Genomic DNA, 24,671 nt, shown 5'->3' with positions numbered 1-24,671 from the left:
GAGGAATACACATGGCTAAGTCGGAAGAGGAGTGGATTGAGGTCGCGGGCCGAAGTGTACGCATCTCCAATCCGCAGAAGCCATACTTCACAAGCGGTGTGCAGCTTTCCAAGATTGATATTGTCCGCTACTACCTGAGCGTCGCAGATGGTGCGCTGAACGGTATCCGCAACCGCCCTATTGTGCTGAAGCGGTTTGTGGATGGTGCGGAGAAGGAGCCCTTCTATCAGAAGCGTGCGCCGTCGGATACACCGGATTGGTTGCGCACGGTGACTCTCAGTTTTCCTTCCGGTCGCACAGCAGAGGAAGTAGTGGTGGACGATGCTGCGGGCCTTGCATGGATCGTCAACCTTGGGTGCATTGAGCTGCATCCCCACGCCGTGACTGCGGACGATCTGGATCATCCCAATGAACTCCGCATTGATCTCGATCCGCAGCCCGGCGTCGTGTGGAATGATGTGTGTTCCGTTGCCATGCAGGTGAAATCGCTTCTGGATGAAACAGGTTTGGTGGGATGGCCCAAGACCAGCGGCTCACGTGGCATTCATATCAACGTGCGCATCCACCCGCAATGGAGCTTTACAGATGTTCGTTGTGCTGCGCCTGCACTGGCTCGCGAGGTGGAACGGCGACATCCCATGGCCAGCAGCAAATGGTGGAAGGAAGAGCGCCACGGTGTGTTCCTGGACTACAACCAGAACGCGAAGGATCGCACTACATGCAGTGCGTACAGCGTGCGTCCGCTGCCCGATGCGCGTGTGAGCACGCCGCTTGCATGGGATGAGGTCATGCAATGTGACCCGGCAAAGTTCACTGTGTTGACGGTGCCTGAGCGCTTCGCGAAAATCGGCGATCTGCAGGCGGCAATGGATCAAAATGCGGGTTCACTAAATGCCTTGCTTGAGATGGCTTCGCGCGATGAAGCGAACGGTATCGGTGACGCACCTTGGCCTCCGCACTTTAAGAAGCAGTGGAATGAAGGCAAGCGGGTTCAACCATCCAAAGCGAAGAAGCCTGACACAAAAGAAGGAGAAGATGTTGACCCTGCCGCGTCTGCAAAGAAGCCACGTGCCACGGGACGAAGAAAGTCGACCATGCCGCTGCTGGTGATTGCGCAGTCGACGGATAAAGCAGCAGCACAGGCTGGGCTGGATCGTTGGAAACAAAAATACCCGGAAGCCGCGAAGCATCTGGCGGAGGACGACGTACTTGTCGACCGCATGCGCGGATCAGCTTACGTCTGGTATCGCATTCGGGTGAATCTGCGAAACGTGCCAGAGGAGATGCGGCCAACGCAGGAAGCGCCCGACCCCGATGACGATCCAACGCGCGAGTGGCGTACAGAAGCGGAGGGTAAGCAATGAAGCCGATTGCCGTCCTGTCAGCGTTGTTCCTCGGATGTATGTCGCTTACGGGCTGTGTTGTTGTGGGCTATTCCACACGCACGGGTTTCTTTTTCTGGCAGCGGGGTGCCCTCATTACGCTGGTGGTAGTGCTTGTGCTTTGGATCCTGCTTCGCAACCGTTGATCACGTGCGTTCGGGAAAGATCTGCATGAGCTCGGCCGGTGGTACCGTTTCGAGTTGTGCGTAGGTGCAGTCCTTCGGCGCCTTGTCTGGCCGCCATCTGCGAAAGTGTGCAAGATGGCGAAAGCGATCCCCCTGCATATGTTCGTACGCGACTTCTACTACCAACTCAGTTCGTAGCGGCACCCACGAAAGATCTTTGCCGCCACTCCATCGCGATTGTCCACCGGGCATGCGGCCACCCGCTTGCGCTGCGGCATCGGCCCAGTTTTTCCAGGGATGATGAGCTAACGCATCCTCACGATACGGTGCGAGGAACTCTGTCAGCTCCTTACGCTTGGTCGCAGTGAAGCTTGCACATACACCCACGTGTTGCAGCGCCACCGCATCGTCATACAGACCCAGCAACAGCGATCCAACAGCTACGTTCTCTCCATCTTTATGCCATCGGAAACCTGCTACGACGCAATCGCAATCGCGTTCATGCTTCACCTTGAGCATGGTGCGCTTGTCTGGCGTGTACGCGCCTTCCAGTGGTTTCGCAATGACTCCATCCAGCCCGGCACCTTCAAAGCGGGTGAACCAGTCTTCTGCTATTGAACGATCCTGTGTGGCGGGTGTCAGGTGGATCGGAGGCTTAGCATCCGCAAGCACTTGCTCCAGCCTCGCGCGCCGCTCCCGAAATGGAACATCGTGGAGTTGGTGATCTCCATTCTGGAGTATGTCAAAGAAAACGATGGACGCAGGTGTCTGCTGGGCGAGCATCTTCACCCGCGACGCGGCAGGGTGAATGCGCAGTGATAACAGATCGAAGTCCAGACCATGTTTTATTGCGATGACGACTTCGCCATCCAGAACGCATTGCTGCGGCAACTGTTGCAAGAGCGGTTCGCGAAGTTCCGGGAAGTAGCGATCAAGTGGCTTGCCATCTCTGCTCTGAATCAACAGTTCGTCGCCATCGCGAAAGACTAGCGCCCGAAATCCATCCCACTTCGGTTCAAAGCTCCAGTGCTGAGTATCCTCAGGAATGGAGTCCACGCGTTTGGCCAACATGGGAAGAACGGGCGCTTGTGCAAGCAGGCTCATGCCTTAGTTGGATGCAGTTACGCCCTCCAGCGCAAGCTCGGCCGCGTTTGCCTGCATCGCGCGCAGGCAGTTTTCAATGTGCTCCTCCATCGGAATGCCAAGTAGCACTGCACCTTCGACAATGTCTTCGCGATTCACCCCACGCGCAAAGGCCTTGTCCTTCATTTTTTTCTTCACGCTGGCCACTTCCACATCGTGAATACTCTTCGTGGGTTTCACCAGGGCGCAGGCGGTAAGAAATCCAGCCAGCTCGTCACAGGCAAAGAGTGCGCGGTCAAGATGGCTTGCACGCGCGGCGCCCGTATAAGAGGCGTGTGCCAGGATGGCATGCCGGATCTCTTCAGGCCATCCCTGCTCGGTTAGCACCCGATTGCCCACGAAAGGATGCTCCTCCAACGATGGATGACGGTCGTAATCAAAATCATGCAGCAGGGCGGCCATACTGTATTTCGCAATAAATTCTGTGGCGGTTTCGCCATTCAGTCCCAACCGTTTCGCCTCGCGTTCTCCATAGCTACGGGTACATATTTCCACTGCAAGTGCGTGTTTGATCAGGCTGGGTGAGGTCGTCCATTCATTCAGCAATTCCCAGGCGCGTTCGCGTGTGTACATGCGGCTGAGTCTAACGCACTCGCCATTGTCACGAGGGTTTGGTAACGTCACCCACAGGATGTCTGTGCACTCCGCTAGAACAGAAAATGGATTGGAACGATGGGACGGGCTGTTTTGCGCCCTGCTCTGGCTGATTGCCGCGCTGTTAACGCGGCCCTTTGTTGAGTCCGGCCTTATTGACGACTTTTCGTATGTGAAGTCCGCGTTCGTCTTCGCAGATACGCATCGGCTTGCCTACAATGGATGGGCCACGGCTACGATCGGCTGGCAGATTGCATGGGGTGGCATCTTTGCGCATCTCTTTGGCCACACGTACACTGCTGTGCGCCTCGCCAATTTTGTGACATCGTTCGCAACGGTGTGGATTGCGCAAGCTGCCCTTCGCCGCAGCGGACTCTCGCGGCGCAACGCCGCAATCGGAGCACTCGCGCTGGCCCTGTGCCCGCTGTTTCTTCCCATGTCCGTGTCATTCATGTCGGACATCAGCGGCCTGTTCAGCATTTTGGTTTGCTACTACTGCTGCTTGCGTGCCCTGCAATCGGACGAAGACAGGCATGTGTTGGGCTGGCTGATTGCAGCGAGCCTGTTGAGCATCGTCGGGTCTACGGCGCGACAGATTGCATGGATGTCGCCTCTAGTCATGGCGCCTTCCGCAGCGTGGCTGCTGCGTCGCAAGCGAGGTGTTGTTCCCACCGCTGTTGCTCTTTGGCTGCTCTCCGCAGCCGTCATGCTCGGCAGCATGCGATGGTTTGCCCACCAGCCTCTTTCCGTTCCGGAAGGAATCATTCAGGGCGCTGTCAGCGGCAAATCATTCCGTGAGCTCTTGGGCAACATGACGGCGGCGATTTTCTGTCTGTTATTCATGCTCGTTCCATTGCTCGCAGCATGGACCGCGAAGCGATTACGTGCAGCGCAGGTCGCCATCGTTGCGGTCTGTACGGTAGTAGTGACACTTGTTGTTCGCTTCCTTGCTGCGCATGCCGTGGAGGGGGGCTGGGCACCGTGGACAGGAGACATTCTCGACAAGATTGGGATGCTCGGCTATCGCAATGCATGGACTCTCGGCATCGAGCCATCGCCACTTGCGCCATGGGGACGCGTACTCCTATCGTTCACCGTTGTTGCGTTTGCACTGTGGTTTGCGTTTGCTGTGGCGAGCAACAGGCCTAAGGAGCCGAAACAGAATGAAGTCATTGCATGGCATCCGCTTCTCATTCTGATCGTGCCATTCCTTGCGACTTATTTCGTGCTTCTGTGTCCGCGCGCCATGTGGGGCATTGTCATTGATCGTTACCTGTTGCCGCCCATCGCGTTTGGAATCCTGTTTCTATTGCGCCTAACGCAGGAGCGCATTGGACCTCGTCTTCCTGCAATCAGTTATGTTCTGCTCGGCCTGTTTGCATTCTTTGCGATTACAGGAACACACGATTGGATCGCCATGCATCGTGCACGTGTGGAGGTGGTGCAGCGATTGCAGTCGCAGGGCGTTGATCGTTTGCAGATTGAAGCGGGCTATCAGATGGACGGCATGGCGCAGATCGATCGCGCAGGTGCGGTGATTGATCCGCGTGTGCATTACCCCGCGGAGGTCGATACTCGCCCGTGGTCGTTGCCCGATCTGCCGCACGGATGCCGCGAAATTCTGAATCCGCATACACCTGCATTGCACCCGCATTATTTCTTGTCTGCAAGCGAAACGGAGGGATCACTCACGCCGGGTGAGCCCGCATGCCTTGTGCTTTCTGATGAACAGCCACAGGACTATACAGCCTGGTTACCGCCGTTCCAGCGCAGAATATATATTCTGCAAAGACCATAGATCGCTGGATTACTCCAGCGACATGATTGTGCTGGGAACGTGTGAGTGGTCTGCTTCCATTGCCTGCAGACGTTCAAGATCTGCTGGTGTATCCACGTCGAATTCACCACCACGCAGCGGGACGGTTAAAACGGCGTCATCCTGCAATAACTCGCGCGCTCCCGTGTCGCCAGTCAGTTCCTGCAATGCGTGAAAGCTGAACTCGGGGAAGAGCGCAGGAATGCCACGTCGTTCGTAATAATGTGAAGCGACCACGTGTTCGCGATGTGAAGCTTCCATCAACCGTCGCAGATGTTCTGCGGTTACCGTCACCTGGTCGCAGGTCAGCACCAGCAGATCGTCCGCGTCCACACGTTCCGCTGCAGCGGCACCCAGCGCAATGGAAGTGGACATACCGCGTTTCCACGCCTTGTTAATCAGAATGCGTGGCTCATAAGGATTGCTCTGCAACCCTTCCAGAAACGCCTCATAACCCGCGCCGAGCACGACGAAGACAGGCGAGGCGCCCGCTTCATGCGCCATGCGAATCGCGCGGTCCATCAGGCATTCGCCTTGATACTGCACAAGCTGCTTCGGTTGTCCCAATCGTTCGGATGCGCCTGCCGCCAGCACCAGCGCTGCAACTCTCCGGCTCATCGCGCCTCCGTGTGCAGTGTGTCGTCTGTCATGTCACGTTCCGAAATTGCTGGTTCCATGTGCTCCACAAATATGCGTCCCTGTGTAAGTACGTGCAGCGTGCCATGAGCAGAACTCCGTGCGACACGACGCATGGGCACAATGTCCTCTGTCTCTAACAGTTCGCTGGCGAACAGTACGTCTCCGCGTGCATCCATGACAAATCGCAGCAGGGCAACGCCCGTGTCAGGAAGGGCGGTGACCACCGAACGCGCTTCGCCTTGTAGCGTTGCTTTGAAGGCTTCGATTAAAGCCGCAGCCTCGGGCGTTTCAGAAGACTCTTTCAAGAGATATGCTTCTGTGCCTTCGGCAGCGCTGACGATATGCATCTGCGCATCCGCATTCGCAAATAAATCAGCGCGTTGCAGCAATTCTGCTTCGACCAATGCAGAGCCCGCTCTTCGGCCATCTTCCACGGTGTAAACACGCGCCCCTGCAGCATGAGACGAACTACCGCGCATCTCCACGAGCGTGAAGAGAACGCCACGCGGCGTGTGTCCATGCAGATGGGCAATGTCGCGGCGCTCTTTCAGGTTCATACCAAAGTGTATGCTGCGGCCACACAGCTTCTCAAGCGGCTGTGGTCTTTTGGGCGAAGCTTTGCCGTAGAAGCGCAGGCCGTTCCGTATGAATCTTCAACACTAATTCACCGAACAGTGTGTTCGCCCATGCAAACCACGGTCGCGTGAACTTGGCGGGATCATCCTTGTGAAACGCCTCGTGCATGAAGTTGGTGCCGGCAGTGCTGTTGCGCAGCATCTTCAGGCAGCTGAGGATTTCCGCATCCTCTGTGCTCGTCAATGCACGCATCGTGATGCTCATGGGCCAGATGTAATCCATGCCCACATGCGGTCCACCGACGCCTTCTGCAGCAGATCCCTTGAAGAAATAGGGATTACTGTTGCTCAGCGAAAAAGCCCGCGTGTTGCGATACTCCGGCTGCTTCACCGAAATGCCGGTCAGGTACGCAATGCTCAGCAGCCCAGGTGCATTGGCATCATCCATCCAGTTCACGTTGCCAAATCCATCCACTTCATAGGCATACATCTCACCAAAGCGAGCATGCTTCAATTGCCCATACGCCTTCGTTGCGACGGCAACTTCACCTGATAGCGAGGCAGCATCGTTTGCAAGTTGTGTATTGCCAATTGCCTTTGCGATCTCTGCCAGCATGTTCAACGCGGTCACCGCAAACAGATTTGCAGGAACAAAGAGCGGATAGGTGCACGCGTCGTCTGAGGGCCGGAAGATGGAGTGCAACATGCCATTCGGCTTCGTCGGTGCGCCATAGCCGCTCAGGATCACGGAGTCCGTCGGATTTTCTGCACGACGTTGAAAGTGATACGGTCCACGATCATGCAGGCGTTGCTGCTCGCGGAAAGTCTTCACCACAAGCTGCATCGCTGCAATCCATTCGGTATCGAATGCTGCTGTGCTGCCTGTGGACTTCCAATACCCATGTGCCAGGCGGATGGGGTAGCACAACGAATCCACTTCCCACTTACGTTCGCCCACGCCGGGCTTATGATCGGTTGCATCTTGCACGGCCCAATCCAGCGGCTTATCCGTCGGATTGCGACGAAACGCATTCGCGTATGGATCGAGCAAGATGCACATCGCATGGCGATGGATCAGGCCTTCAATAACCGTCGCCAGCTTCGCATCGCTCTTTGCAAACTGCAGATACGGATGCATCTGTGCGGAAGAATCGCGCAGCCACAGCGCGTCAATGTCGCCAGTGATCACGAATGTATCCGGCTTGCCGTCGCGTGTGCCGGGAAACACTGTAGTGTCCAGGGTATTGGGAAGGCAGTTCGCAAAGATGGTGCGTAACTGCGGATCGGCGATACCGCGGCTTACGGATACGATCGCATCTTCCACGGCCTGCGAACGAAACAGCCGTTCACTCTCTGCAGGGCGCTGAGTCAGATCGCGCTTCGTGTACTGCGCAAGGAGATCTGTCTTTGCAATAAAAGGTGCTCCTGCGGCAAGCGTGGCGGAATTACGTAGAAAGCTGCGGCGATCGACATGCGAAACCATGCAGTCAGCTTACCTGCTTCCCTCAACGCTTGGCATCAATGCAGCACGATCAATGTCGCCATGTGCGGCGGCAGGGTAAACACCTGGCCTTCTGTTGTTCTTCGGCTGCTGGTCTCGCTTACTACGGTATTCACATGCGCCTCGTGCGCATCCAGCGCGGGCGCAACGAGTATCTGAATCGTGTCGAAGTAGGGCGCGGTAATGCGAACCGGTGTCGCGGCTTCCTTGTTCAGAATGGCTACGATCGTCTTGCCATCCGTGCGTTTGCCGGCGTACGCGGTGATATTTATTTTGCCTGCATCTAGCGTTACCGGCAGCATGGTGACGCCTTGAAATGCGGCGGCAAACTTCATACCGTATCCCACGGGCTCCAGCAGGAACTTGTTGCTCAGCTTGCCATCCACACCTGCGCCAGCCAGCGTGCCTTCGTTGGCGATGGGAGTATAGAAAGGCTTGGGGTGAGGCACCGTGGAATCTTTCATGAGCGCCTCGCCGTGAAACACTCCGCCGACACTGACTGCCTGCGCATGGCCAGAACCACCGTGCAGATTGACACCGCAATAACCCGCCTGCATCAGTAGGAAGAGGTACTCGGCACCCCAGAGCGCCGCGGCGAACACATCACTTACGCCGGGCTTGCCGCCGCGATAGACTGTGTTGCCTTCGGTCATTCGGTACGTCACAGACGCGCCGATCTTCGTGGCTGCTGCCTTTGCTGCTGTAGCATCTTCAGCGACCTTCGCATCGGGCTTCAGCAGATTCTCTATCGTTGCGTCCGGGTTCGATGGCGGCCCGCTCCAGTAGTAGTGGTGGCTGAGCGTTACTACGTTGGGCTTGTCTTCGATAGCTCCCCAACGATCGGCGATCTGCGCCAGCCATGTCATGTCCGCAGCCACATCCGGCATACCGAACTTCGCCTCGGGCAGAGCCTTCTGCACAGCACGAGCAATCTTCAGCCACTCGTCCAGGTATGCACCGACATTCCACGTTTGCGGATCACGTAGATGTCCTTTGAACTGGTCGACCTCGTTGCCAAGCTGGAAGTATTGCAAACGCGGTCCGAGACGCTTCATCACATACGTTGCTTCGGCCACATCCGCTTCGGACGTTCCATAGCCAAGGTTCAGGCCGTAGATGCAGTTCCAGCCAGTGGCCTTCAGGAAACCATCCAGGTTGTCGACGGCCTTGGGTGTAATCGCGAACACGGTTGCTGTTGAAGGTTCGCTTTCCGCCTTCCAAGGCGATTCCGATCGTGCAGGTGCGGTTGCGCTGTCCGTCGCTTTCCACCAGCTGAACTCGCTTGTATTGCCACCAAGCCGAAGCACTCCCTTACTGGCGAGATTGCGGAATTGCTGTACCAGGCTGATGTTCTCAGGCGAGAAGAACGATGGATCCTCCAACTGCATGCTCTCGTACGAGAGGCCGATGAAGTCTGAGGGAACCTTCGCGCCAACTTCGGTGCCAACCCTCAGTGTCGCGGTTGGGATCGCATCTGGAGTTTGTGCGCGCAGGAGTGTCGGCAGAAAAGCAGCAGTCGCGGAGCCAGTCAGAACAAAGTCACGCCGGGAAAACAAACGCATGCCGACAGCCTACCAAGTTGGTCACGCAGTGAGGAATGCCGGTGATATCAGTTGCGCGCTGCGGCTCTATGCTCACAGAGACGGCCAAAGAAAAATGCGACTGGCGCCATCACCAACAGCGCTACCATCTGCGCGTAGTGGTGTTGTCCGGGGGTATGGGTTTCGGCGAACAGCGCCGCCAACGCCATGAATCCTGCCGCACCCTCTGCCGACCCGCGTGAGGTTTCCGGGGAGATGCGTGCTGCTACCCATCCGCCCAGTAATCCGAAGACTGCTGCGACAACAGACGTGAGGGTGATGAAGCTGGCCGGCGCACCGTCCCACGGCGTGTCGTGATGTGTGATCTGGAAGAACCAGGCAAGGTAAAGCGCAAGTGCCAGAAAGGCACCTGCGAAAGCGGCGAAGGTGGCGCGGAACAAGCGCATGATAGTCGCTTAGATTATCGCAGCCTCGAGAACGATGCCGCGATAACTAACCTTATCCCGCAAAAGAAAACGGCCCCGGATGTACCGAGGCCGCTTCCTGCTTGTTCTGGCAGTTACTTCTTCTTGCCCTTGTTGGCCTTGAAGTCCGCGACCTGCTTCTGGTCGAAAGCGGCGACAATGCCCTGCACGTCGGCGGCGTGGGGACCGCTTGGAGCCAGTTCCAGATACTTCAGGTAAGCATCCAGGCAGCCGTCCGGAGCTTCCATCTTCTGCGTCTTCGCGTTCAGCGTTGCCTTGTCGATCAGGCTCTGACCCTTGATGTAGTAGGCCTCAGCCTTGGTCGGGTCAGCAGCGATTGCCTTGTCGGCAGCCTGTGCGGACTGTTCGTGGTTGCCACTGTTGTAGAGCACGGCGGCTTCGTTGTAGTAGTACACGCCAGCCTTGGCCGGTTCAGCAGCAGCAGCCTTGTCGTAGGCGGCAAGTGCGTCGTTCGGCTTCTTGGCGCCAACCAGGGCCTGGCCCAGGTTGTTGTAGGCGCTGCCGGAAATGGATGGGTTCGGCTTCTTGGATGCCGCGTTGGTGTCTGCTGCTTTCTGCAGGCTGGTTGCGGCATCGTCGAACTTCTTGGCACCGAGCTGAGCATTGCCAAGTTCCAGCCACAGGATGGCTTCGTCCGGTTTCTGCTGGGTGGCCTGGGTCATCTTGGCGATGGCGTCGTCGTACTTGCCAGCCTTCTCGTCGTCACGCGCGCCAGTCAGCAGGGTGTTCAGGTTGGCGACGGTCTTGTTGGCAGCAACGGTTGCGGCGTTGGCCTTCTTGAACTCCTCGAGCTGCTTCTTCTGCTCCGGCGTCATGGCCTTCAGGAACTCTTCGCGGGTCATGTCGTCGTTCTGTGCGGTGTCCTGGCCGGCCTTGATCTCCACGTCGGCGATGTAGTCCACCGTGGCGCCCTTCACGATGTAGAAGAGGACGTACTTGCCCGGCTTGATGCCCGAGCCCTTGTAGTCGCCGTTCGCATCGAGGGGGAAGCTGTACTCGTACTTGCGGGTCTTGTCGTCGGTGCTGGTGCGGTCGGTCGTCAGCTTCACGTCACCAGTGTTCTGGGCCGAGCCTGCGGCGTTCTGCACGTGGCCGTGGATGCTACCGGGCTGGTCCTGGGGCTGCTGAGCGAATGCCAGGCTTGCCGGCGAAAGAACCGCTACCATCGCGGCTACGGAAAGAATGCGAGACTTCATGGTCGTCCTGCTCCTTGCTTGTCACCGGCGGTTAGACCGGTATCTCTGAATGCAAACGTAAATGGGTTGCCGAAGTTGCGAATCACTGCCTAGCGCTTGGATGCGTAGGGAATCGGGTCTGTGCTGCCAGCCTCCTGAAAAGCCCGCAGCCGTAGAACGCAGCTTTCACACACTCCGCAGGCAAACTCCTCGCCTGAGTAGCACGACCAACTTACATGTAACGGAGCACCCAATTCAACACCCAGACGCACGATCTCGCGCTTGCGGAGTTGGATGAGTGGTGTTTCAACCCGAATATCGCCCACAGCAGTGCCTTGGCGGATTAATTCGTTGAAGGCGTCATAATACGCCGGGCGGCAGTCGGGGTATCCGGAGCTGTCCTGTTCGACCGCTCCGATGAAGATGGTCTTCGCTCCGATGACCTCTGCCCAGCTCACGGCGGCGGAGAGGAAGTGGGCGTTGCGGAAGGGAACGTAGGTGACGGGAACGGCGTCGCCGATCTTGCCTTCGTCTTCCGGAGCGTCCGGAACGGCGATAGAAGTATCCGTCAGCGCCGATCCGCCGATCTGGCGAAAGAGGTCCATGCGTAACTGGAGGAACTGTTTGAATCCAAGTGCTTCTGCTACGCCTTGCGCGCTCTTTAACTCGCGGGTTTCGGTCCGCTGGCCGTAGGAGAAGTGCAGGGCGTAGGCGTCGTAGTCGCGTGCCGCCAGCGCAGCGCATACGGTGGAATCCATGCCGCCGCTCAGGCAAACCACTGCTTTCTGGCGTGTTTCGTTGCTCATGGATTTCATTCTAAGTTGCTTGTATGAACGCCTATCCAGGCAGGGGTACCCCCTCCCCCTGTTTTTCTAAAATCGTCTTTCTACTGAGTTTACGGCCTAGGTATCGCTAAAATCGTCTGCCCATTGGGGTTAGGGGCAAAATCCTCTTTCTAAACGAGTTAGGGCCGCGCGACGGCGGCCGCTTTCTCTTCTATTTTTATTTTAGAGGTTTGACGGAAATACCATGCCAACGATATTTGCTTTTGTTTGTTACAGATGCCTTGTTCAGGGGCTTGACAGGTTTTAGAGGTCGTCGCCGTTGTCGGCGAGGGAGGCACCCTTTGCGGTTTCGCCCACGGCCACTCCGTCTTCTACGAAAACCGGGACGTTGTTCAGAAGTTCGCGGGCGGTTTCGGCGTCTTCCGCGCGTACCTGGAGGCGGGCGCCGCTCACGGGGAGCAGGATGTTGGCTTCTTCACCGCTGAGGAAGGAGTCGATGCCGGCTCCGTCGAGTACGCTTTGCGCTACGGATGCTTCGCCTACTTCGGAGTAGCTGGCCACGGTTACAAAATCTTCGTTCTGCTCTGCCATTGGTCTTTGACCTTTCTTCTATATGGGATAGGACGCTGTTCGGGGTTGCAGAGATGGATCGGTTCCGTTGGGCATCGTAGTGGTGCGAGAAGAATGCAGGTCTTTCGACTTCGCTCAGGATGACGGTCTTCGACCGTATGAGCTTCGCTGATGACGGCGTTTCGTCGTAGGATCGCGGGTTGCGCTGGAGAGCTATAGAGCTATAGAGCGGGCCTTTGGCCCTTTTGTTCTTGATTTGCGGTCGTACCTAGGCCTTCGGCCTAGGCTAATATCTCGTCGGGCCTTTGGCCCTTGCTGTAGTTTGCGATGAGCTGCATTAACGGCATTCGCAAATCTGGTTCTTGATCTCAGGCCTTTGCTGCAGTTTCTGCTGAAGGCTTACTGCTTGAGCGGGGTTAGTGCTCAGTGCTTAAGCAGGATGCTTTTCCAGAGGGCGGCTCGGGCTGCGTCTAGTTGTGATTGGGGTTTTGGTGCGGTGTCGATGACGTAGAAGGGGCCGCCGCCGTGCTGTGCGGCAACCCATGTGGATGAGGGTTTGCCGGTGGAGGCGAATTTCAGCCATTCGCCGCCTGCGATTTTGCTTACGGCGTAGTCGGCGTCTTCGTAGTCGCGGTCTTTTACCTGATCGAGTGTTTCGAAGAAGTATGGGACTTCTGCTGTGTGGTGTGCTCCGAACTCGGGATGCGCCTTCCACGGTGGTGTTCGTGCGAACCAGTAGAGGTAGACGGAGGATTGGCGGCGGCGCTGGTAGGCGTCTGCGTAGAGCGTGGCGATGGCGATGTTTCGGTCGCGACCTGCCTGCATCTGGCTCTTGGATGCCTGTGCGTCGTCATCGGCGGGATAGAGCTTGAGGAAGCGTTCGGCGTTGTCGCCGTACTTCTTTGCGACGTCGGCACGGAAGGCTTCAGCGGAGAGCTTTGTTGTGGGGAAGCCTTCGTCTTTTACCCAGCCGATCATCACGGGAACGTCGCTGCCTACGGGGTGTGTGAGGTCGTCGCCGGGCTGTTCTGTGAGCCAGTAGCCATCGACGACAGGACGCTTGGGTGGTGCGTCGGTTGCGTTGAGCAGTGTCTCTGCGGGGACCGCGCGCAGAGCGTCCAGCGTGCCGCCGTACTTGGCGGTGAAGGCATCGCCGAGCTTCGCTGCTTCGTCGAGCGAGCTAACGGTTGTGGCGGGCCACAGCATCGGATCACTGTTGAGGATGGCGCGTTGGAACAGGCCCTTTGCTTTCGGTGATGCGAGTAGTGCCGCGACAGATTCCGCGCCTGCGCTCTGGCCTGCGACTGTTACTCGTTGCGGGTCGCCACCGAAGGCTGCGATGTTTTTCTTTACCCAGTCGAGTGCCGCGATCTGATCGGCGAGAGCGTAGTTGCCTGCGCTGTCGTGTCCGCTGTCAGTGCGTAGAGCGGAGCTGGCGAAGTAACCGAAGATGCCAAGGCGGAAGTTCACCGTGACGACGATGAGGCCGCTCTTGGAGAGTTGTGTGCCGTCATAGCTGGAGATGCCGCCGCTGCCTTCCACGAAGCCGCCACCGTGCAGATAGACGAGCACAGGTCGATGGCCGCTGAACGAACCGGCGGTCCATACGTTGAGCGTGAGGCAGTCTTCGCTGATATCGTTCTGCACCATGAAGGCTTCGGTCCAGGGCAGATGGCTGCGCGAAAGTTTCTGCATGCAGGCTGGGCCGATCTTGTCGGCCGCCAGAGCTGAGGTGCTGCGCTTTACCGACTCCGGAGCCTTCCAACGCAGGGGGCCGAGAGGCGGCGCGGCATAGGGCACACCGAGGAATGCGCGTACGTTGCCTTCGGATTTACCGATGAGGTCGCCGCTTTCCGTGGACACGGTTTTTTGCGCGAAGACGAAGGGGCTGATTGAGAGAGCAAGGGCCGCAGCCGCGATCTTCCGAGTTGAACTGCAGGTTAGCCAGCGCATAGGCGCGATGATAGAACGCCGGGGAAGTCTGCGCCAATCGCCATGTTGCTGAATTTGGGGAATCTTCACTGGATTTCTCGGCATCGCATTTCATATGCGAGTAATTGTGTTCGGCGGCAGCGGCATGGTGGGGCAGGGCGTGTTGCGCGAATGCCTTGTGGATCCGGGTGTTTCTGAGGTGTTGTCGGTGAGCCGACGTGCGCTGGATGCATCTGTGGATAGCGCTGTGGATCGCAAGAGTCCGAAGTTGCGCGAGCTGGTTTGTCCGAAGGAGTTTGCTTCGCTTGATTTCACTTCGTTAGCCGAAGCGCTGACGGGCTACGACGCTTGTTTCTTTCCGCTGGGCGTGTCGTCGGTGGGCATGAAGGAAGAGGAATACACGCGCATTACACGCGACCTGACGTTGGCGGTGGCCAATGTGCTGGTGGTGCGCAATTCTTCGATGGTGTTTGTGTATGTGTCCGGCGAAGGCACGGACGCGAACAGCAAGACGATGTGGGCGCATGTGAAGGGTGGCGTGGAGAATGCGCTGTTTGCCATGCCGTTTCGTGCGGCGTATGCGTTTCGTCCGGGGCTGATCCTGGCCAGGAATGGCATTCGATCGAAGGTTGCGATTTACAACTTCTTCTATCGCGCGCTGTATCCGTTGGTGTGGTTGTTAGGTAAGTTTCCTAAGTTGTCTACGGATACGGAGACGGTGGGACGCGCGATGTTGCGTGCAGCAAGAGAAACGCCGCAGCAACGCGTTTGGAATACTGCGGCGATTAATTTTCTTGGGCGCTAGCCGTGATTACGGCTTGGACTGCGGCATGCGCTCGCGAAGTGTGGGCCAGTTGGTGACGATGTTGCGCACGACGACGTCGCCTACGCGGTATGCAGAGTCGAGCGATGGCAGGAAGGCCGAGTACTTGGTGATCTTGGTTTCGGCCAATGATTCCGCGGCGGTGATGCCTTCGCGCTGCTGATCATAGTTGCTGGCGGTGCGGAGGACGAGGACGCGCTTTGAGTCGACTTTGCCTGCGCGATCAAGCCATGTGAGTGATTGCAGGGTGCCGGTGTCTTCCATGCCGCAGATGGCGTAGGTGCCGTGGCCGTCGGTCTGGTAGCTGACCCAATCGCGCGCCCATTGGTTAAGTAACTTACCGTGCCAGAAGGTGCTGGCACTGAGGTTGTCGCCGCGCAGGACGAAGGGTGGCTTCTTCGCTGCGGCGTCTGCGAAGCTTTGGCGGCGCTCGCGGATCTCTGCGTTGTCAGGCAGTTTGACGTCGCGCGTGAGACCGTATGCCCAGTCGACGAGGCCGGTGTTCAGGTGGAAGACGATGCCGTTCTCGTCGGTGCGCGGCTTCTCGTAGGGTGTGGATTTACGCAGAGGGACGTAGCCGGTGGGCCAGTCTTTGGGAACTTCGCGGACGTCGATTTCGTGGGCGATGTCACCGTCGACGATCCAGTCAGACCATACGGCGGATGCGAGCGAACCCTGTTTGGGATCGATGCCGCCGATGCCTGCGATGACCCAGTAGGCGTGTGTAAGATCGAAGCGCGGATCGGTGCCGAGCGCCATGATGGTGGCCGATGCGCGTGCGGTGCCGACGCCGGTGACGATGCCGAGTACGCCGTCGTCGTTCATGAGCGCGTCGTGATACGCGGCGGGCATGGCGTAGCGATGGGTGAGGTGTTCGCCTTCGACCCAGTGTTGGAATTCGCCGGGAGTGTCGCCGGTGTCGTTGCCGACCTCAAACATGGTGACGACTACGACTTTAACGGGAATCCTTGCCTGTGCGGCTGCAACACCGCTGAAGAGCGATGCCGCGAGAAGTGCATGAATAGCGCGCATACCTGATGGTAGCGCGAATGCTATGCGCGTTCGCGGTGCAGGCCCTGCAGCAGGCGCCGGGTCACGCTGTAGCAGTCGCATGCGATGGATGCGAGTGCGCTGCGATTGGCGATTTGCACCATGCCACGGCGATATTTCAGGAGACCGTTGCGCTGCATTTCACCAGCGACAAGGGCGACGGTGGTGCGGCGCGTTCCGAGCAGTTGGGAGAGCGATTCCTGCGTGAGGGAGAGGGTGTCGCTGCCGGTGCAGTCTGCGGCGGTGAGTATCCAGCGTGCGAGGCGTTCGGTGCTTTGGTGCAGCTTGTTGCAGGCGGCCAACTGCGATGTGAGGAGCGTTTCCATCTGCACGTATTCGAGGATGCGTGTGCGGAACTCTTCGGATTCGGTGAAGAGCTTGCGGGCATCGGCTATTGCGACGCGCAGAGCGTGCCCCTGGATCTGCATAAAACATTGCGCTACAGCGGCCTGTGGTCCAAGCAGGTATACAGCGCCGGTGACGCCATCGGGGCCCGCTACTCCGACTTCTGCGGTGCTGCCGTCGGCGACGGAGACGACCGTGGTGGCGACTCCGGAGGTGAGGAAATACACGCCGGATGGCGCTTCTCCCGGAGTGAAGAGAATGCTTCCCCGGGGGAGTTCCACGGGGCGCGTCATGGATGAGAGTGTACGTTGCAACTCAGGCGAAAAAGTATCCAGCAGACGGTTGGTGCGCGGGGGCATGGTGCAGGTTCCTTACTGTCCTGCAATCGGGGCGTTGGCCCTCGGGAAAAGGACACGAAAACGCTCACGTCACAGTGACGGGTCTGCACGCGACTGTAACCGTGATGCGGTGGTGGACTCTGCCTTGTATCCGACACACCCTTATCGGTTTGTGTTCGAAGCAGTATCAGGCGTGATACAGGTGAGCCATGCCTTTACGCGCAACTTCATAACATTCGCATGCTGTATCCATGAGACCGGAGCGATCGAGGATTGTCACATTGCCTCTGACATATTCGATCAGGCCCTTGCGTTTGAGGCAGCTGGCAACGGTTGCGACGGTGGTGCGCTGTGTTCCGAGCATCTCGGCGAGGAACTCCTGCGTGAGATAGAGATTATTGCTTTCGGCGCGGTCGGCGCACATTAAAAGCCATCGCGCGAGGCGGGATTCGGCGTCGTGCAGCAGACCGCAGGCGCTGGTCTGCAATGAGACATTCCACGCCATCTGCGCCCATGCCAGGACGTAGCAGCGAAACTCAGTGGATTGTGCGAACCATCTTTCCGCTTCGCGGCGTGGGACGCGCAGAGCGCCTCCTCCGATCTGTATGACCGTTGCGGCGGAGCAACATTGCGGACCCAGTAGCGAAAGCGAACCGGCCATGCCGTCCCTGCCGCACATGGCGACCTCGGCGGTTCTGCCGTCCTGCATGGAGATGACCATGGAACACAAGCCACTGTTGATGAAGTAGACGTAGGGCTGCAGTTCTTCAACTGAGGCGATGTGTTGGGACTGCACCAGCGAGACATGTTCTCCCGCCTTCATAATGGACGCACGTAATGCGGGTGAGAACGCATTGAGCATGTGGTTTCCAATGGAGGATGGCATGAGCGCACCTTTCCAATCCCATCTGAACCTTGAGTGCAATCACCGACAAATGGTTATCCGGGTGTCGCTAAACTCCCTTTTTTTGCGGTTCCCACACGAATTTATGCACCTGCAGGGAGAGGCGCGCGGGGAGGAGGTCGTCGAGCATCCACTGCACCAGGTCGCGTGCGTCCAATTCCATGTTGTCTGCGGTGCGTAGCGGGGAAGGGTGCTGGATAAATGCCGGTGAAAGCAGGATATGGCCCAGCGTTCCGTCTGCGATTTTTGCTGCGAGATGTTCGCGGATGAAGTCGCGTGCAAATTCGTAGTCGCGGCGGTCGCGGAGGACGAACTTTACTTCGTCGCGAGCGGTGAGCGTGTTGAGGTTGCTCATGCGGAATGAGCCGAAGGCGCTGCCGCTGCCGGGGCATTTCACATCGACGATTTTATGTACTGCCGTAGGGACTTCTTCCAACGGGCGTTCGCCGCTGGTTTCGATCATCAGCGTGTATTTCGTTTTTTCGTCATTCAGCAGTCGCTGCATCAGCGGCAGAAGATCTTTTGCGTGCAGCATGGGCTCACCGCCGGTGAACTCAACCAGCGGGCACGCGAGTGCTTCAATCTGCGCGACAACTTCATCTTCAGTGAACGGCTTGCCACCGGTGAAGGTGTATTCGCTGTCGCACCAGGCGCAGCGCAGGTTGCATCCGGCAAAGCGCACGAAGATGCATGGCACGCCGGTGAACGACGATTCGCCCTGAACGGATTTGTAAAGCTCGATGAGGCGCACTGGTCGTTACTCCGCGTACGTGGCCTGCGATGTGTTCGTTTCGAAGATGGTGCTGCTCTTCACGCGCACGCGGCCCTTGGTTACATCAGAGAGGCGTGTGTTCGTCTCGTCGAAGAAGTATTTGGCCAGGTTTTCTGCAGAGGGATTCACAGTGGTGAACGGCTCCAGATCGTTAATCATCTGGTGGTCCAGGTAGTTCACCACGGGCTTCAGAATGTCCTTCAGGATTTTGAAGTCCAGCAGCAATCCGTTCGGTTCCAGCTCTTCACCGGCAAGCGTCACCAGCACGCGATAGTTGTGGCCGTGCGGGTTCTCGCACTTGCCGTGATAGTCGCGCAGGTAGTGTCCGGATGAGAAGTGAGATTCGACGGTTACTTCGTACATAGCAGTTCCTTCAAGAGATGCACCGCGGTGGTGTGCAGGTGCAGGATTCCGTTTCGTTTGTTGCAGCGGCTTTAGCCGCGGCGCTTGCGCTCGTTCTTTCCGCTATCGCGCTGGCGCAGATGTTCACGATGGATGTTTGCCTGTCCGCCGGGCGTGCGACGTTCCGCCTGCTCGAACATGCCCTGCAAGACTCCTAACAGAGCTACGAACAGGCCCAGCAGCAGCAGAACAATGCCGATGGTGCGCCACAGGCTGCTATCGGATGGAGCACCCACCTCATGCGTGATGCCGGTGAACCCAAGCACATAACAGAGCAAGGAGAACACAATAAGTGTTGCCGCCAGAATGTACAGATTGCGGCTCAGCATAACAACGACCCCTGTTTACGCCGCATTCTTGCGGAAGGACGTGCCAGCCAATCCCGGAATGCTTTCGGTGGTGGGCAGCAGGAAGAACAGGCCCGAGAACAGCAGCGTGGAGATCAAGTCGTTCTGGTAGAACGGCACCGCTGCTGTGTAGCAGGTGATGAGACCTTCCAAAGTATGCGGATACATGCCGCTGCGCAGGAAGACCACATAATTGCTCAACAGGAAAAAGCTTGTGGCAGATGCCAGCGCGGCCATGCCCACGCCAAGCCACGAGTGCTTACGATGCAGCGTTACGGAAGCTGCAAGGATCACAGCGGCATACCAGAGCCATGTGACGATGTAGCCGCTGAGATGGAAGGCGTAGCCGTACCCAAATACAGTAAGCCACCAGTCCGTGGCTGCAAGGGCCACTACAGCTAAGGCTGCGTGCCAACGCTTTCCGCTGGCCAGGCATGCGCCGAAGAACAACAGCGACGCGCCCACGGTGGTCACATTGCCGCCAGTGACGTGCAGCAACCGCGGCAGCACACGACTCAGGATAGCGATCAGGAGCACCAGGTAGGCCATGTCTCTATTCTCCCACAGTGGCGATGGCGCGATCTACGGAAGTTTCTGTTCGGTTCGGCCCAGAAATACACGCTGGACGTGCTGCGTGGCATCGACCCAGGCTTCCGCGCCCAGTGGGGCGGTGCTGCCGCTCATGCCCAGTACCGGGTAGCCAAAACGCAGATCGGTGAACCCCACCACGTGCCAGGTACGTTCCTGCGGATCGAGATCCATCTCAGGATGCACCTGCTCTGCGGTGCCGCGATCTTCGACCATGGGGAAACGTGCCCAGTCGAGATACACGCGGCCCAGCCAGCTTTGCTTTGCGGCTGCAACGGCTGGCGTTACGGGCGGTTTGGATAGCGCGTGCATGGTGTCGGTGTCATAGGTGTTGGTGCGATTGTCGAAACGGCCCATCTCCATTGCGGATGCGGTTTCGGCCACCACGAACCAACGGAAGGGATTGATAGGGTATGGGTTCACGCCGATGCGCCGCACCGGCCCGCTGCGGTAGTCCTGGTGGCGCGCCTGCGTTTTGGCATCGCTGTGTTGCATGTAGCGGTAGCCCCAGAGCGCAGCCATGAGGATGAGCGCCGTTGCGGCCAACCCTCGGCCTGCGGAACGCGGTTTGTTTGCGCCGATCTCACCATTGATTAAGGAGAGGAGCAGTGGCAGGATCAACGCCCCGCCGAGGAACAGGAGCAGCAGCGGTTCGACGATGAAGATGAGGTCGCCGTAATACCAGCGCGGATTCCACGGTGCGAAGGGACGTATGCCGTAGTTGTTGGTCCAGTCGAGAAGCAGATGACTGAGCAGGGCCAGGAGGCATAGGCCGAACAGCAATGGCCAGTTCGTGGGGACATCGTTGGCATGGCGTTGCGGGCGCTGCTTCTGCATTCGATGGACGAAGTAAAAAGCAGCAGTGATGACTGCGGCTTGCAGAGGCAGTGACCAGAGCGCGTGTGTCCATCCGCGATGGTGCTGGAAGTAAGTGAGTGGGCCGCCGAGGCGATAGACGTAGTCGGCATCCGGTATCTCTGCGGCGATGACGCAGGCGACGGTTGCGTAGCGGACCTTTGCAGGTAAACCCAGCGCACGCGAGAGGCATGCGCCCGTCAGCATGTGGGTAACGGGCTCCATTGAGCGCAAGGATACACGTTGCCGCGAGATAATGGCTGCATGGCCAGCAGCTTGCCGGTAATCGATACGCAGAATGATTTGCATTTGTTGGTGCAGGCATTTGAGGCGGGAAGTCTGCCGAAGCCTGCGTGGACGCATGCCGCGCATGTGGCTGTGGGCGCGAATTACGTTTGTTTGCACGGTGAACAGATTGCGCTGGAGACGATGCGTCGGCGTGTTCGCGCTTACAACGAGTCGGTTGGTACTGTGAACTCCGATACGAGCGGATACCACGAGACGCTGACGCGTTTCTGGATTGCGGTGCTGGCACGACTGCATGACGAGGAGCAGGCAGCGTCGCATCTGATGTTTGTGCAGCGAGCTGTGACTCTGTATGGCGGCAGGCGAGATCTGCATCAACGGTTTTATAACTTTGACGTGGTGAAGAACGCCGAAGCGCGGCAGGCATGGGTGGCACCAGATCATTGGCCCGACTGCGGCATCATTTCTTAGTCAGAATTTTTCAAGGCATCCATGAGCGAACAAACGACAGTAAAAGAAATTGACGCGCTGCGACGTGAGATTGAACACCACGAACACCTGTACTACGTGATGGACGCGCCGGAGATCACGGATGCGCAGTATGACCGGTTGATCAATCGGTTGAAGGCGTTGGAGACGGAGCATCCGGAGTTGATTACGCCGGACAGTCCTACGCAGCGTGTTGGTGGCAAGCCGAAGGAAGGCTTTGTGAAGGTCGCGCATTCGCGACCCATGTTGTCGCTGGATAACGCATACAACGAGGCCGAACTGCGCGCGTGGGCGGATCGTGTTGTGGCTTCGATTCATCGCAACGAGACGTTGGAATACGTTTGCGAATACAAGCTGGATGGTTTGTCGCTGGCGATGCACTACGAAGGTGCGGAGCATGGTGCGGCGCATCTTTCGCGCGGGCTTACGCGTGGTGATGGGACCGTGGGAGAAGACGTCACAAGCAATGTAAGGACGATTCGCAGTGTGCCCTTGTCTGTGAGCGCGGACAAGTTGAAGAAGGCGCATATGCCGCAGACGTTTGAAGTGCGTGGCGAAGTGGTGATGCCGCAGGCCGCGTTCATCAAAATGAATGAGGAACGCGAGCGTGCGGGGCAGGCGCCTGCTGCGAATCCTCGCAATGCGGCCGCGGGAACGATTCGTACTGTTGAGCCGAGCATCGTCGCGCAGCGTCGGTTGGATTACTACGCTTACTTTCTGCTGGTGAATGGTGAGTTCCTGTTGCCAACGCAGAGTGAGACGCTGGAGGCGTTGCGTACTGCGGGATTCAAGACGAATCCGTATGCGCGCACGGTGGCCACGATTGATGATGTGTTGGCGTTCATTGCAGAAGCTGAGACTCGGCGCGACAACCTTGGTTATGAGATTGACGGCATTGTGATCAAGGTGAACTCCATAGCGCAGCAGAAGCGTCTTGGGTTCACAGGCAAGGCACCGCGATGGGCTATTGCGTACAAGTTTCCTGCGCGTGGTGCGGTGACGAAGCTGTTGGGTGTGAAGTTCCAGGTGGGACGCACAGGTAAGTTGACACCGGTTGCAGTGCTTGCACCTGTTGGGATCGGTGGTATTACCGTTGCTCGAGCTACGCTGCATAACCCGGATGAGATTGCGCGGCTGGGCGTGAAGATTGGGGATTCTGTTGCCGTGGAGCGTGGCGGCGATGTGATCCCGAAGATCACCGAAGTGGTACATGATGCGCAGCATCCGCGCGGTGATGTGGAGATTGTCTTTCCTTCGCGTTGTCCGCGTTGCGATCAGCCGGTGCTGCGTGAAGAGGGCGAGGTGGACTATCGCTGCGTGAACGCGAGTTGTCCTGCGCGGCTGCACGAGGAGTTGGTTCACTTTGCTTCGCGCGGTGTGATGAATATTGAAGGCCTGGGCGATGTGATGGTGGGGCAGTTGCTTGGTCACTCGTTGGTGGAGGCGGCAGAGGACGTTGCTGAAAGCATTTCTGCTTCTGCTGAAGAAGAAGAGCCTACTCGTGCTGCGTTGGTGCATACGGTTGCGGATCTGTATCGCTTGAAAGCGGAAGACTTGCTGACGCTGGAGCGCGTTGGGCAGAAGACCGCGGATGCGTTGATTGAGCAGATTGATCGTTCGCGCAAGGCGCCGCTTTATCGCGTGTTGTTGGGGCTGGGCATACGGCATGTGGGCGAGCGCACGGCGCAGGATCTGGCGAATACGTTCGGCAGTATGGATGCGATCATGCAGGCTTCCGTGGATGAGTTGAAGGCTGCGGAGGGGATTGGGCCGGTGGTTGCGCAGACGATCTACGACTTCTTCCAGGTGAAGAAGAATCGCGATCTGGTGGAGGATCTGCGTGGGCAGGGATTGCAGTTTACTGCTGAAAAGAAAGTGGTTGGCACTGCGCTGGCGGGAATGACGTTTGTTTTGACGGGCACTTTGCCTACGTTGACGCGTGATGATGCCAAGCAACGGATTGAGGCTGCGGGTGGGAAGGTGTCTGGAAGTGTCTCGAAGAAAACGAGTTATGTGGTGGCCGGCGAAGAGGCGGGAAGTAAGTTGGAGAAAGCACGGGAGTTAGGTCTTGCTGTGCTGGATGAGGCGGGATTGCTGCAGCTTTTGGGCTAAATTGGGCAGTTTTGGAACCGTAAAAGGCACTTTTTGCTCGGTTTGGGGAGATTTTGGGAATGGTTCCGGAGGCATCTTACTTCTAGTCTGCTTATGAAGACGGAAGGAGGAAGACGATGAATCTTTTCAAATGGATGCTGGCCACGGTTCTTGTTCTGGATGCGGCGCTTGTGATGACGGCGCGTGTGGTTCCCACGACTTCTCCGGTGCAGAGTGTTGGCATGGCTACCGATCAGGAATCGAACCTTGCCGTGAGTAGCGCTTCGCTTCGTTAAGTTTCTTCAGTAAATCTCCAAGACGAACGGCCCGCTTTGCGCGGGCCGTTTTGTTTGTATCTATGTCGAGCTATGCGAAGTAGCGCATGACGGTGTCGACGATGATGGCGGTGTCGCGGGAGATGTCGCGTTCGCAGAGATTGAGGATGCGGCGTTCGTTGGAGCCTCGGATGGCGTCCATTACGAGCCAGCCGATGGCGCTGAGATCGCGCGGCGGAAGGTCGCCTGCATCGACTGCCTGCTGAAGGATGTCGACGAAGCTGCGTTGTGCGGAGCGAAGGAGCGTTGCGGTCTGTTTGCGGTGCCGGGTTTCGCGGCCGACGGTGAGGATCATATGGTACATGTCGCCGCGGGAGCACCAGAAATCGAGGCGTGTGTGGATCCAGGCTTCGACGCGACTGCGTGTGTCTTTCGCGGCTGCGACGCGCTCGTCGGAAAGCTCGGAGAGGCTGTCGATGGCGTGCTGCAAGGCAGCGTCGTAGATGGCGTCTTTCGAATCGAAGTAGAGGTAGAGCGTCCCCTTGGCGATGTGGGCCTGGGTGGCGACGTCTTCCGTGCGCGAGTGATGGAAGCCTTTGCGGGCAAAGACTTTGAGCGCGGCCTCGATGATTTCGCTGCGGCGCAGGTCGGTGAGGACCTGTTTGCGCGAGGCGAGGCGGGTGGATTTTTTCGTCGATTCTGAGACGGCCATTCCTGCCCCAAACTAACACGGTTGTTGGGGCTTAGATTCTTTGTTTGGTGACGATCTTCGATCGTAGGAGCTTCGCTGGGTACGCATTTCGTGCGTATGAGCTTCGCTGATGACCTTTGATCGTAAGGGATTCGCTTGTAAGGGCTTGCACGTTTTCACGAGTTCGTTGCA

Annotated in this window: 27 protein-coding genes; 7 read left to right on the top strand and 20 right to left on the bottom strand. The window is 57.9% G+C overall.

From position 1 onward, the window contains the following. The first annotated feature begins 11 nt into the window (after window positions 1–11). Window positions 12–1,364 carry a DNA polymerase domain-containing protein gene (locus tag M504_RS10360; protein ID WP_047490903.1) on the top strand — a complete coding sequence of 451 codons (1,353 nt, stop codon included), beginning with the start codon at window positions 12–14 and terminating at the stop codon, window positions 1,362–1,364. Beyond that, the gene (locus tag M504_RS22065) at window positions 1,361–1,528 is read left to right on the top strand and encodes a hypothetical protein (RefSeq protein WP_156993678.1); all 168 of its coding nucleotides are present in this window, start codon (window positions 1,361–1,363) and stop codon (window positions 1,526–1,528) included. Before M504_RS10360 ends, M504_RS22065 begins: the two co-directional genes overlap by 4 nt. Here M504_RS22065 and M504_RS10355 read toward each other — a convergent pair whose 3' ends face one another. After that, complete coding sequence (locus M504_RS10355) at window positions 1,529–2,611, bottom strand: ATP-dependent DNA ligase (protein WP_047490900.1); 1,083 nt, start codon at window positions 2,609–2,611, stop codon at window positions 1,529–1,531. A 3-nt stretch (window positions 2,612–2,614) separates the two neighbouring features. Beyond that, the gene (locus tag M504_RS10350; protein ID WP_047490896.1) at window positions 2,615–3,223 is read right to left on the bottom strand and encodes an HD domain-containing protein; all 609 of its coding nucleotides are present in this window, start codon (window positions 3,221–3,223) and stop codon (window positions 2,615–2,617) included. Window positions 3,224–3,314: 91 nt separating this feature from the next. Here M504_RS10350 and M504_RS10345 point away from each other — a divergent pair, with 91 nt between their 5' ends. Continuing rightward, a complete protein-coding gene (locus M504_RS10345; protein ID WP_047490893.1) occupies window positions 3,315–5,042 on the top strand; it encodes a glycosyltransferase family 39 protein in 1,728 nt (575 codons plus the stop codon). Window positions 5,043–5,051: 9 nt separating this feature from the next. Here the strand turns inward: M504_RS10345 and M504_RS10340 are convergent, their stop codons facing one another. The 9 genes from M504_RS10340 to M504_RS10300 form a co-directional block, all read right to left on the bottom strand. Continuing rightward, window positions 5,052–5,678 (bottom strand): NTP transferase domain-containing protein, encoded by a 627-nt coding sequence (locus tag M504_RS10340; RefSeq protein WP_052200611.1) that lies wholly within the window; start codon window positions 5,676–5,678, stop codon window positions 5,052–5,054. Beyond that, window positions 5,675–6,256, bottom strand: coding sequence for a hypothetical protein (locus tag M504_RS10335; protein WP_052200610.1), 582 nt, complete (start codon window positions 6,254–6,256; stop codon window positions 5,675–5,677). Before M504_RS10335 ends, M504_RS10340 begins: the two co-directional genes overlap by 4 nt. Window positions 6,257–6,287: 31 nt before the next feature. After that, the gene (locus M504_RS10330; RefSeq protein WP_047490891.1) at window positions 6,288–7,757 is read right to left on the bottom strand and encodes a glycoside hydrolase family 125 protein; all 1,470 of its coding nucleotides are present in this window, start codon (window positions 7,755–7,757) and stop codon (window positions 6,288–6,290) included. 35 nt (window positions 7,758–7,792) lie between these two features. Next, window positions 7,793–9,337 (bottom strand): hypothetical protein, encoded by a 1,545-nt coding sequence (locus M504_RS10325; RefSeq protein WP_047490888.1) that lies wholly within the window; start codon window positions 9,335–9,337, stop codon window positions 7,793–7,795. Between the two features lie 47 nt (window positions 9,338–9,384). Continuing rightward, window positions 9,385–9,762 (bottom strand): hypothetical protein, encoded by a 378-nt coding sequence (locus M504_RS10320; protein ID WP_047490885.1) that lies wholly within the window; start codon window positions 9,760–9,762, stop codon window positions 9,385–9,387. Window positions 9,763–9,875: 113 nt separating this feature from the next. Beyond that, window positions 9,876–10,997: a tetratricopeptide repeat protein gene (locus M504_RS10315; protein WP_047490882.1), complete on the bottom strand. Its 1,122-nt coding sequence runs from the start codon at window positions 10,995–10,997 to the stop codon at window positions 9,876–9,878. Window positions 10,998–11,086: 89 nt separating this feature from the next. Beyond that, entirely contained in the window at window positions 11,087–11,791 is a 705-nt protein-coding gene (gene queC, locus M504_RS10310; protein WP_047490877.1) for a 7-cyano-7-deazaguanine synthase QueC, read from the bottom strand. Window positions 11,792–12,064: 273 nt separating this feature from the next. Continuing rightward, window positions 12,065–12,352 carry a putative signal transducing protein gene (locus M504_RS10305; RefSeq protein ID WP_047490874.1) on the bottom strand — a complete coding sequence of 96 codons (288 nt, stop codon included), beginning with the start codon at window positions 12,350–12,352 and terminating at the stop codon, window positions 12,065–12,067. A gap of 402 nt (window positions 12,353–12,754) precedes the next feature. After that, window positions 12,755–14,194 carry a carboxylesterase/lipase family protein gene (locus M504_RS10300; protein ID WP_198137568.1) on the bottom strand — a complete coding sequence of 480 codons (1,440 nt, stop codon included), beginning with the start codon at window positions 14,192–14,194 and terminating at the stop codon, window positions 12,755–12,757. 184 nt (window positions 14,195–14,378) lie between these two features. Between M504_RS10300 and M504_RS10295 the strand changes: the two genes are divergently transcribed. Beyond that, a complete protein-coding gene (locus M504_RS10295; protein WP_047490871.1) occupies window positions 14,379–15,068 on the top strand; it encodes an epimerase in 690 nt (229 codons plus the stop codon). Between the two features lie 6 nt (window positions 15,069–15,074). Here M504_RS10295 and M504_RS10290 read toward each other — a convergent pair whose 3' ends face one another. The 8 genes from M504_RS10290 to M504_RS10255 all read right to left on the bottom strand — a co-directional run bounded on the left by M504_RS10290 (window position 15,075) and on the right by M504_RS10255 (window position 20,912). Continuing rightward, window positions 15,075–16,118, bottom strand: coding sequence for a purine nucleoside permease (locus M504_RS10290; RefSeq protein WP_047490868.1), 1,044 nt, complete (start codon window positions 16,116–16,118; stop codon window positions 15,075–15,077). 20 nt (window positions 16,119–16,138) lie between these two features. Beyond that, complete coding sequence (locus tag M504_RS10285; RefSeq protein WP_047490865.1) at window positions 16,139–16,840, bottom strand: Crp/Fnr family transcriptional regulator; 702 nt, start codon at window positions 16,838–16,840, stop codon at window positions 16,139–16,141. A 166-nt stretch (window positions 16,841–17,006) separates the two neighbouring features. Further along, the gene (locus M504_RS10280; protein ID WP_047490862.1) at window positions 17,007–17,705 is read right to left on the bottom strand and encodes a Crp/Fnr family transcriptional regulator; all 699 of its coding nucleotides are present in this window, start codon (window positions 17,703–17,705) and stop codon (window positions 17,007–17,009) included. A gap of 67 nt (window positions 17,706–17,772) precedes the next feature. Further along, window positions 17,773–18,474 carry a radical SAM protein gene (locus M504_RS10275; RefSeq protein ID WP_047490859.1) on the bottom strand — a complete coding sequence of 234 codons (702 nt, stop codon included), beginning with the start codon at window positions 18,472–18,474 and terminating at the stop codon, window positions 17,773–17,775. A 6-nt stretch (window positions 18,475–18,480) separates the two neighbouring features. Then, complete coding sequence (gene queD, locus M504_RS10270) at window positions 18,481–18,858, bottom strand: 6-carboxytetrahydropterin synthase QueD (RefSeq protein WP_047490856.1); 378 nt, start codon at window positions 18,856–18,858, stop codon at window positions 18,481–18,483. Between the two features lie 71 nt (window positions 18,859–18,929). Then, window positions 18,930–19,226 (bottom strand): hypothetical protein, encoded by a 297-nt coding sequence (locus M504_RS10265; RefSeq protein WP_198137567.1) that lies wholly within the window; start codon window positions 19,224–19,226, stop codon window positions 18,930–18,932. A 15-nt stretch (window positions 19,227–19,241) separates the two neighbouring features. Beyond that, window positions 19,242–19,793 carry a DUF6580 family putative transport protein gene (locus tag M504_RS10260; protein WP_047490852.1) on the bottom strand — a complete coding sequence of 184 codons (552 nt, stop codon included), beginning with the start codon at window positions 19,791–19,793 and terminating at the stop codon, window positions 19,242–19,244. 33 nt (window positions 19,794–19,826) lie between these two features. Further along, window positions 19,827–20,912: a metal-dependent hydrolase gene (locus tag M504_RS10255; RefSeq protein WP_255347723.1), complete on the bottom strand. Its 1,086-nt coding sequence runs from the start codon at window positions 20,910–20,912 to the stop codon at window positions 19,827–19,829. 39 nt (window positions 20,913–20,951) lie between these two features. Here M504_RS10255 and M504_RS22300 point away from each other — a divergent pair, with 39 nt between their 5' ends. The 3 genes from M504_RS22300 to M504_RS22060 all read left to right on the top strand — a co-directional run bounded on the left by M504_RS22300 (window position 20,952) and on the right by M504_RS22060 (window position 23,809). Beyond that, window positions 20,952–21,404 carry a hypothetical protein gene (locus tag M504_RS22300; protein ID WP_047490849.1) on the top strand — a complete coding sequence of 151 codons (453 nt, stop codon included), beginning with the start codon at window positions 20,952–20,954 and terminating at the stop codon, window positions 21,402–21,404. A 21-nt stretch (window positions 21,405–21,425) separates the two neighbouring features. Further along, window positions 21,426–23,534, top strand: a complete 2,109-nt coding sequence (gene ligA, locus M504_RS10245) for an NAD-dependent DNA ligase LigA (RefSeq protein ID WP_047490847.1) — start codon at window positions 21,426–21,428, stop codon at window positions 23,532–23,534. 116 nt (window positions 23,535–23,650) lie between these two features. After that, window positions 23,651–23,809, top strand: coding sequence for a hypothetical protein (locus M504_RS22060; RefSeq protein WP_156993676.1), 159 nt, complete (start codon window positions 23,651–23,653; stop codon window positions 23,807–23,809). Between the two features lie 70 nt (window positions 23,810–23,879). Here M504_RS22060 and M504_RS21285 read toward each other — a convergent pair whose 3' ends face one another. Continuing rightward, window positions 23,880–24,500 (bottom strand): TetR/AcrR family transcriptional regulator, encoded by a 621-nt coding sequence (locus M504_RS21285; RefSeq protein ID WP_052200607.1) that lies wholly within the window; start codon window positions 24,498–24,500, stop codon window positions 23,880–23,882. Window positions 24,501–24,671 lie beyond the last annotated feature (171 nt).

It is taken from the genome of Terriglobus sp. TAA 43 (assembly GCF_000800015.1).
Classification (GTDB): Bacteria; Acidobacteriota; Terriglobia; order Terriglobales; family Acidobacteriaceae; genus Terriglobus.
The sequence above is the reverse complement of the archived record's forward strand: the minus strand, read 5'-3'. Positions and strand labels throughout refer to the sequence as shown.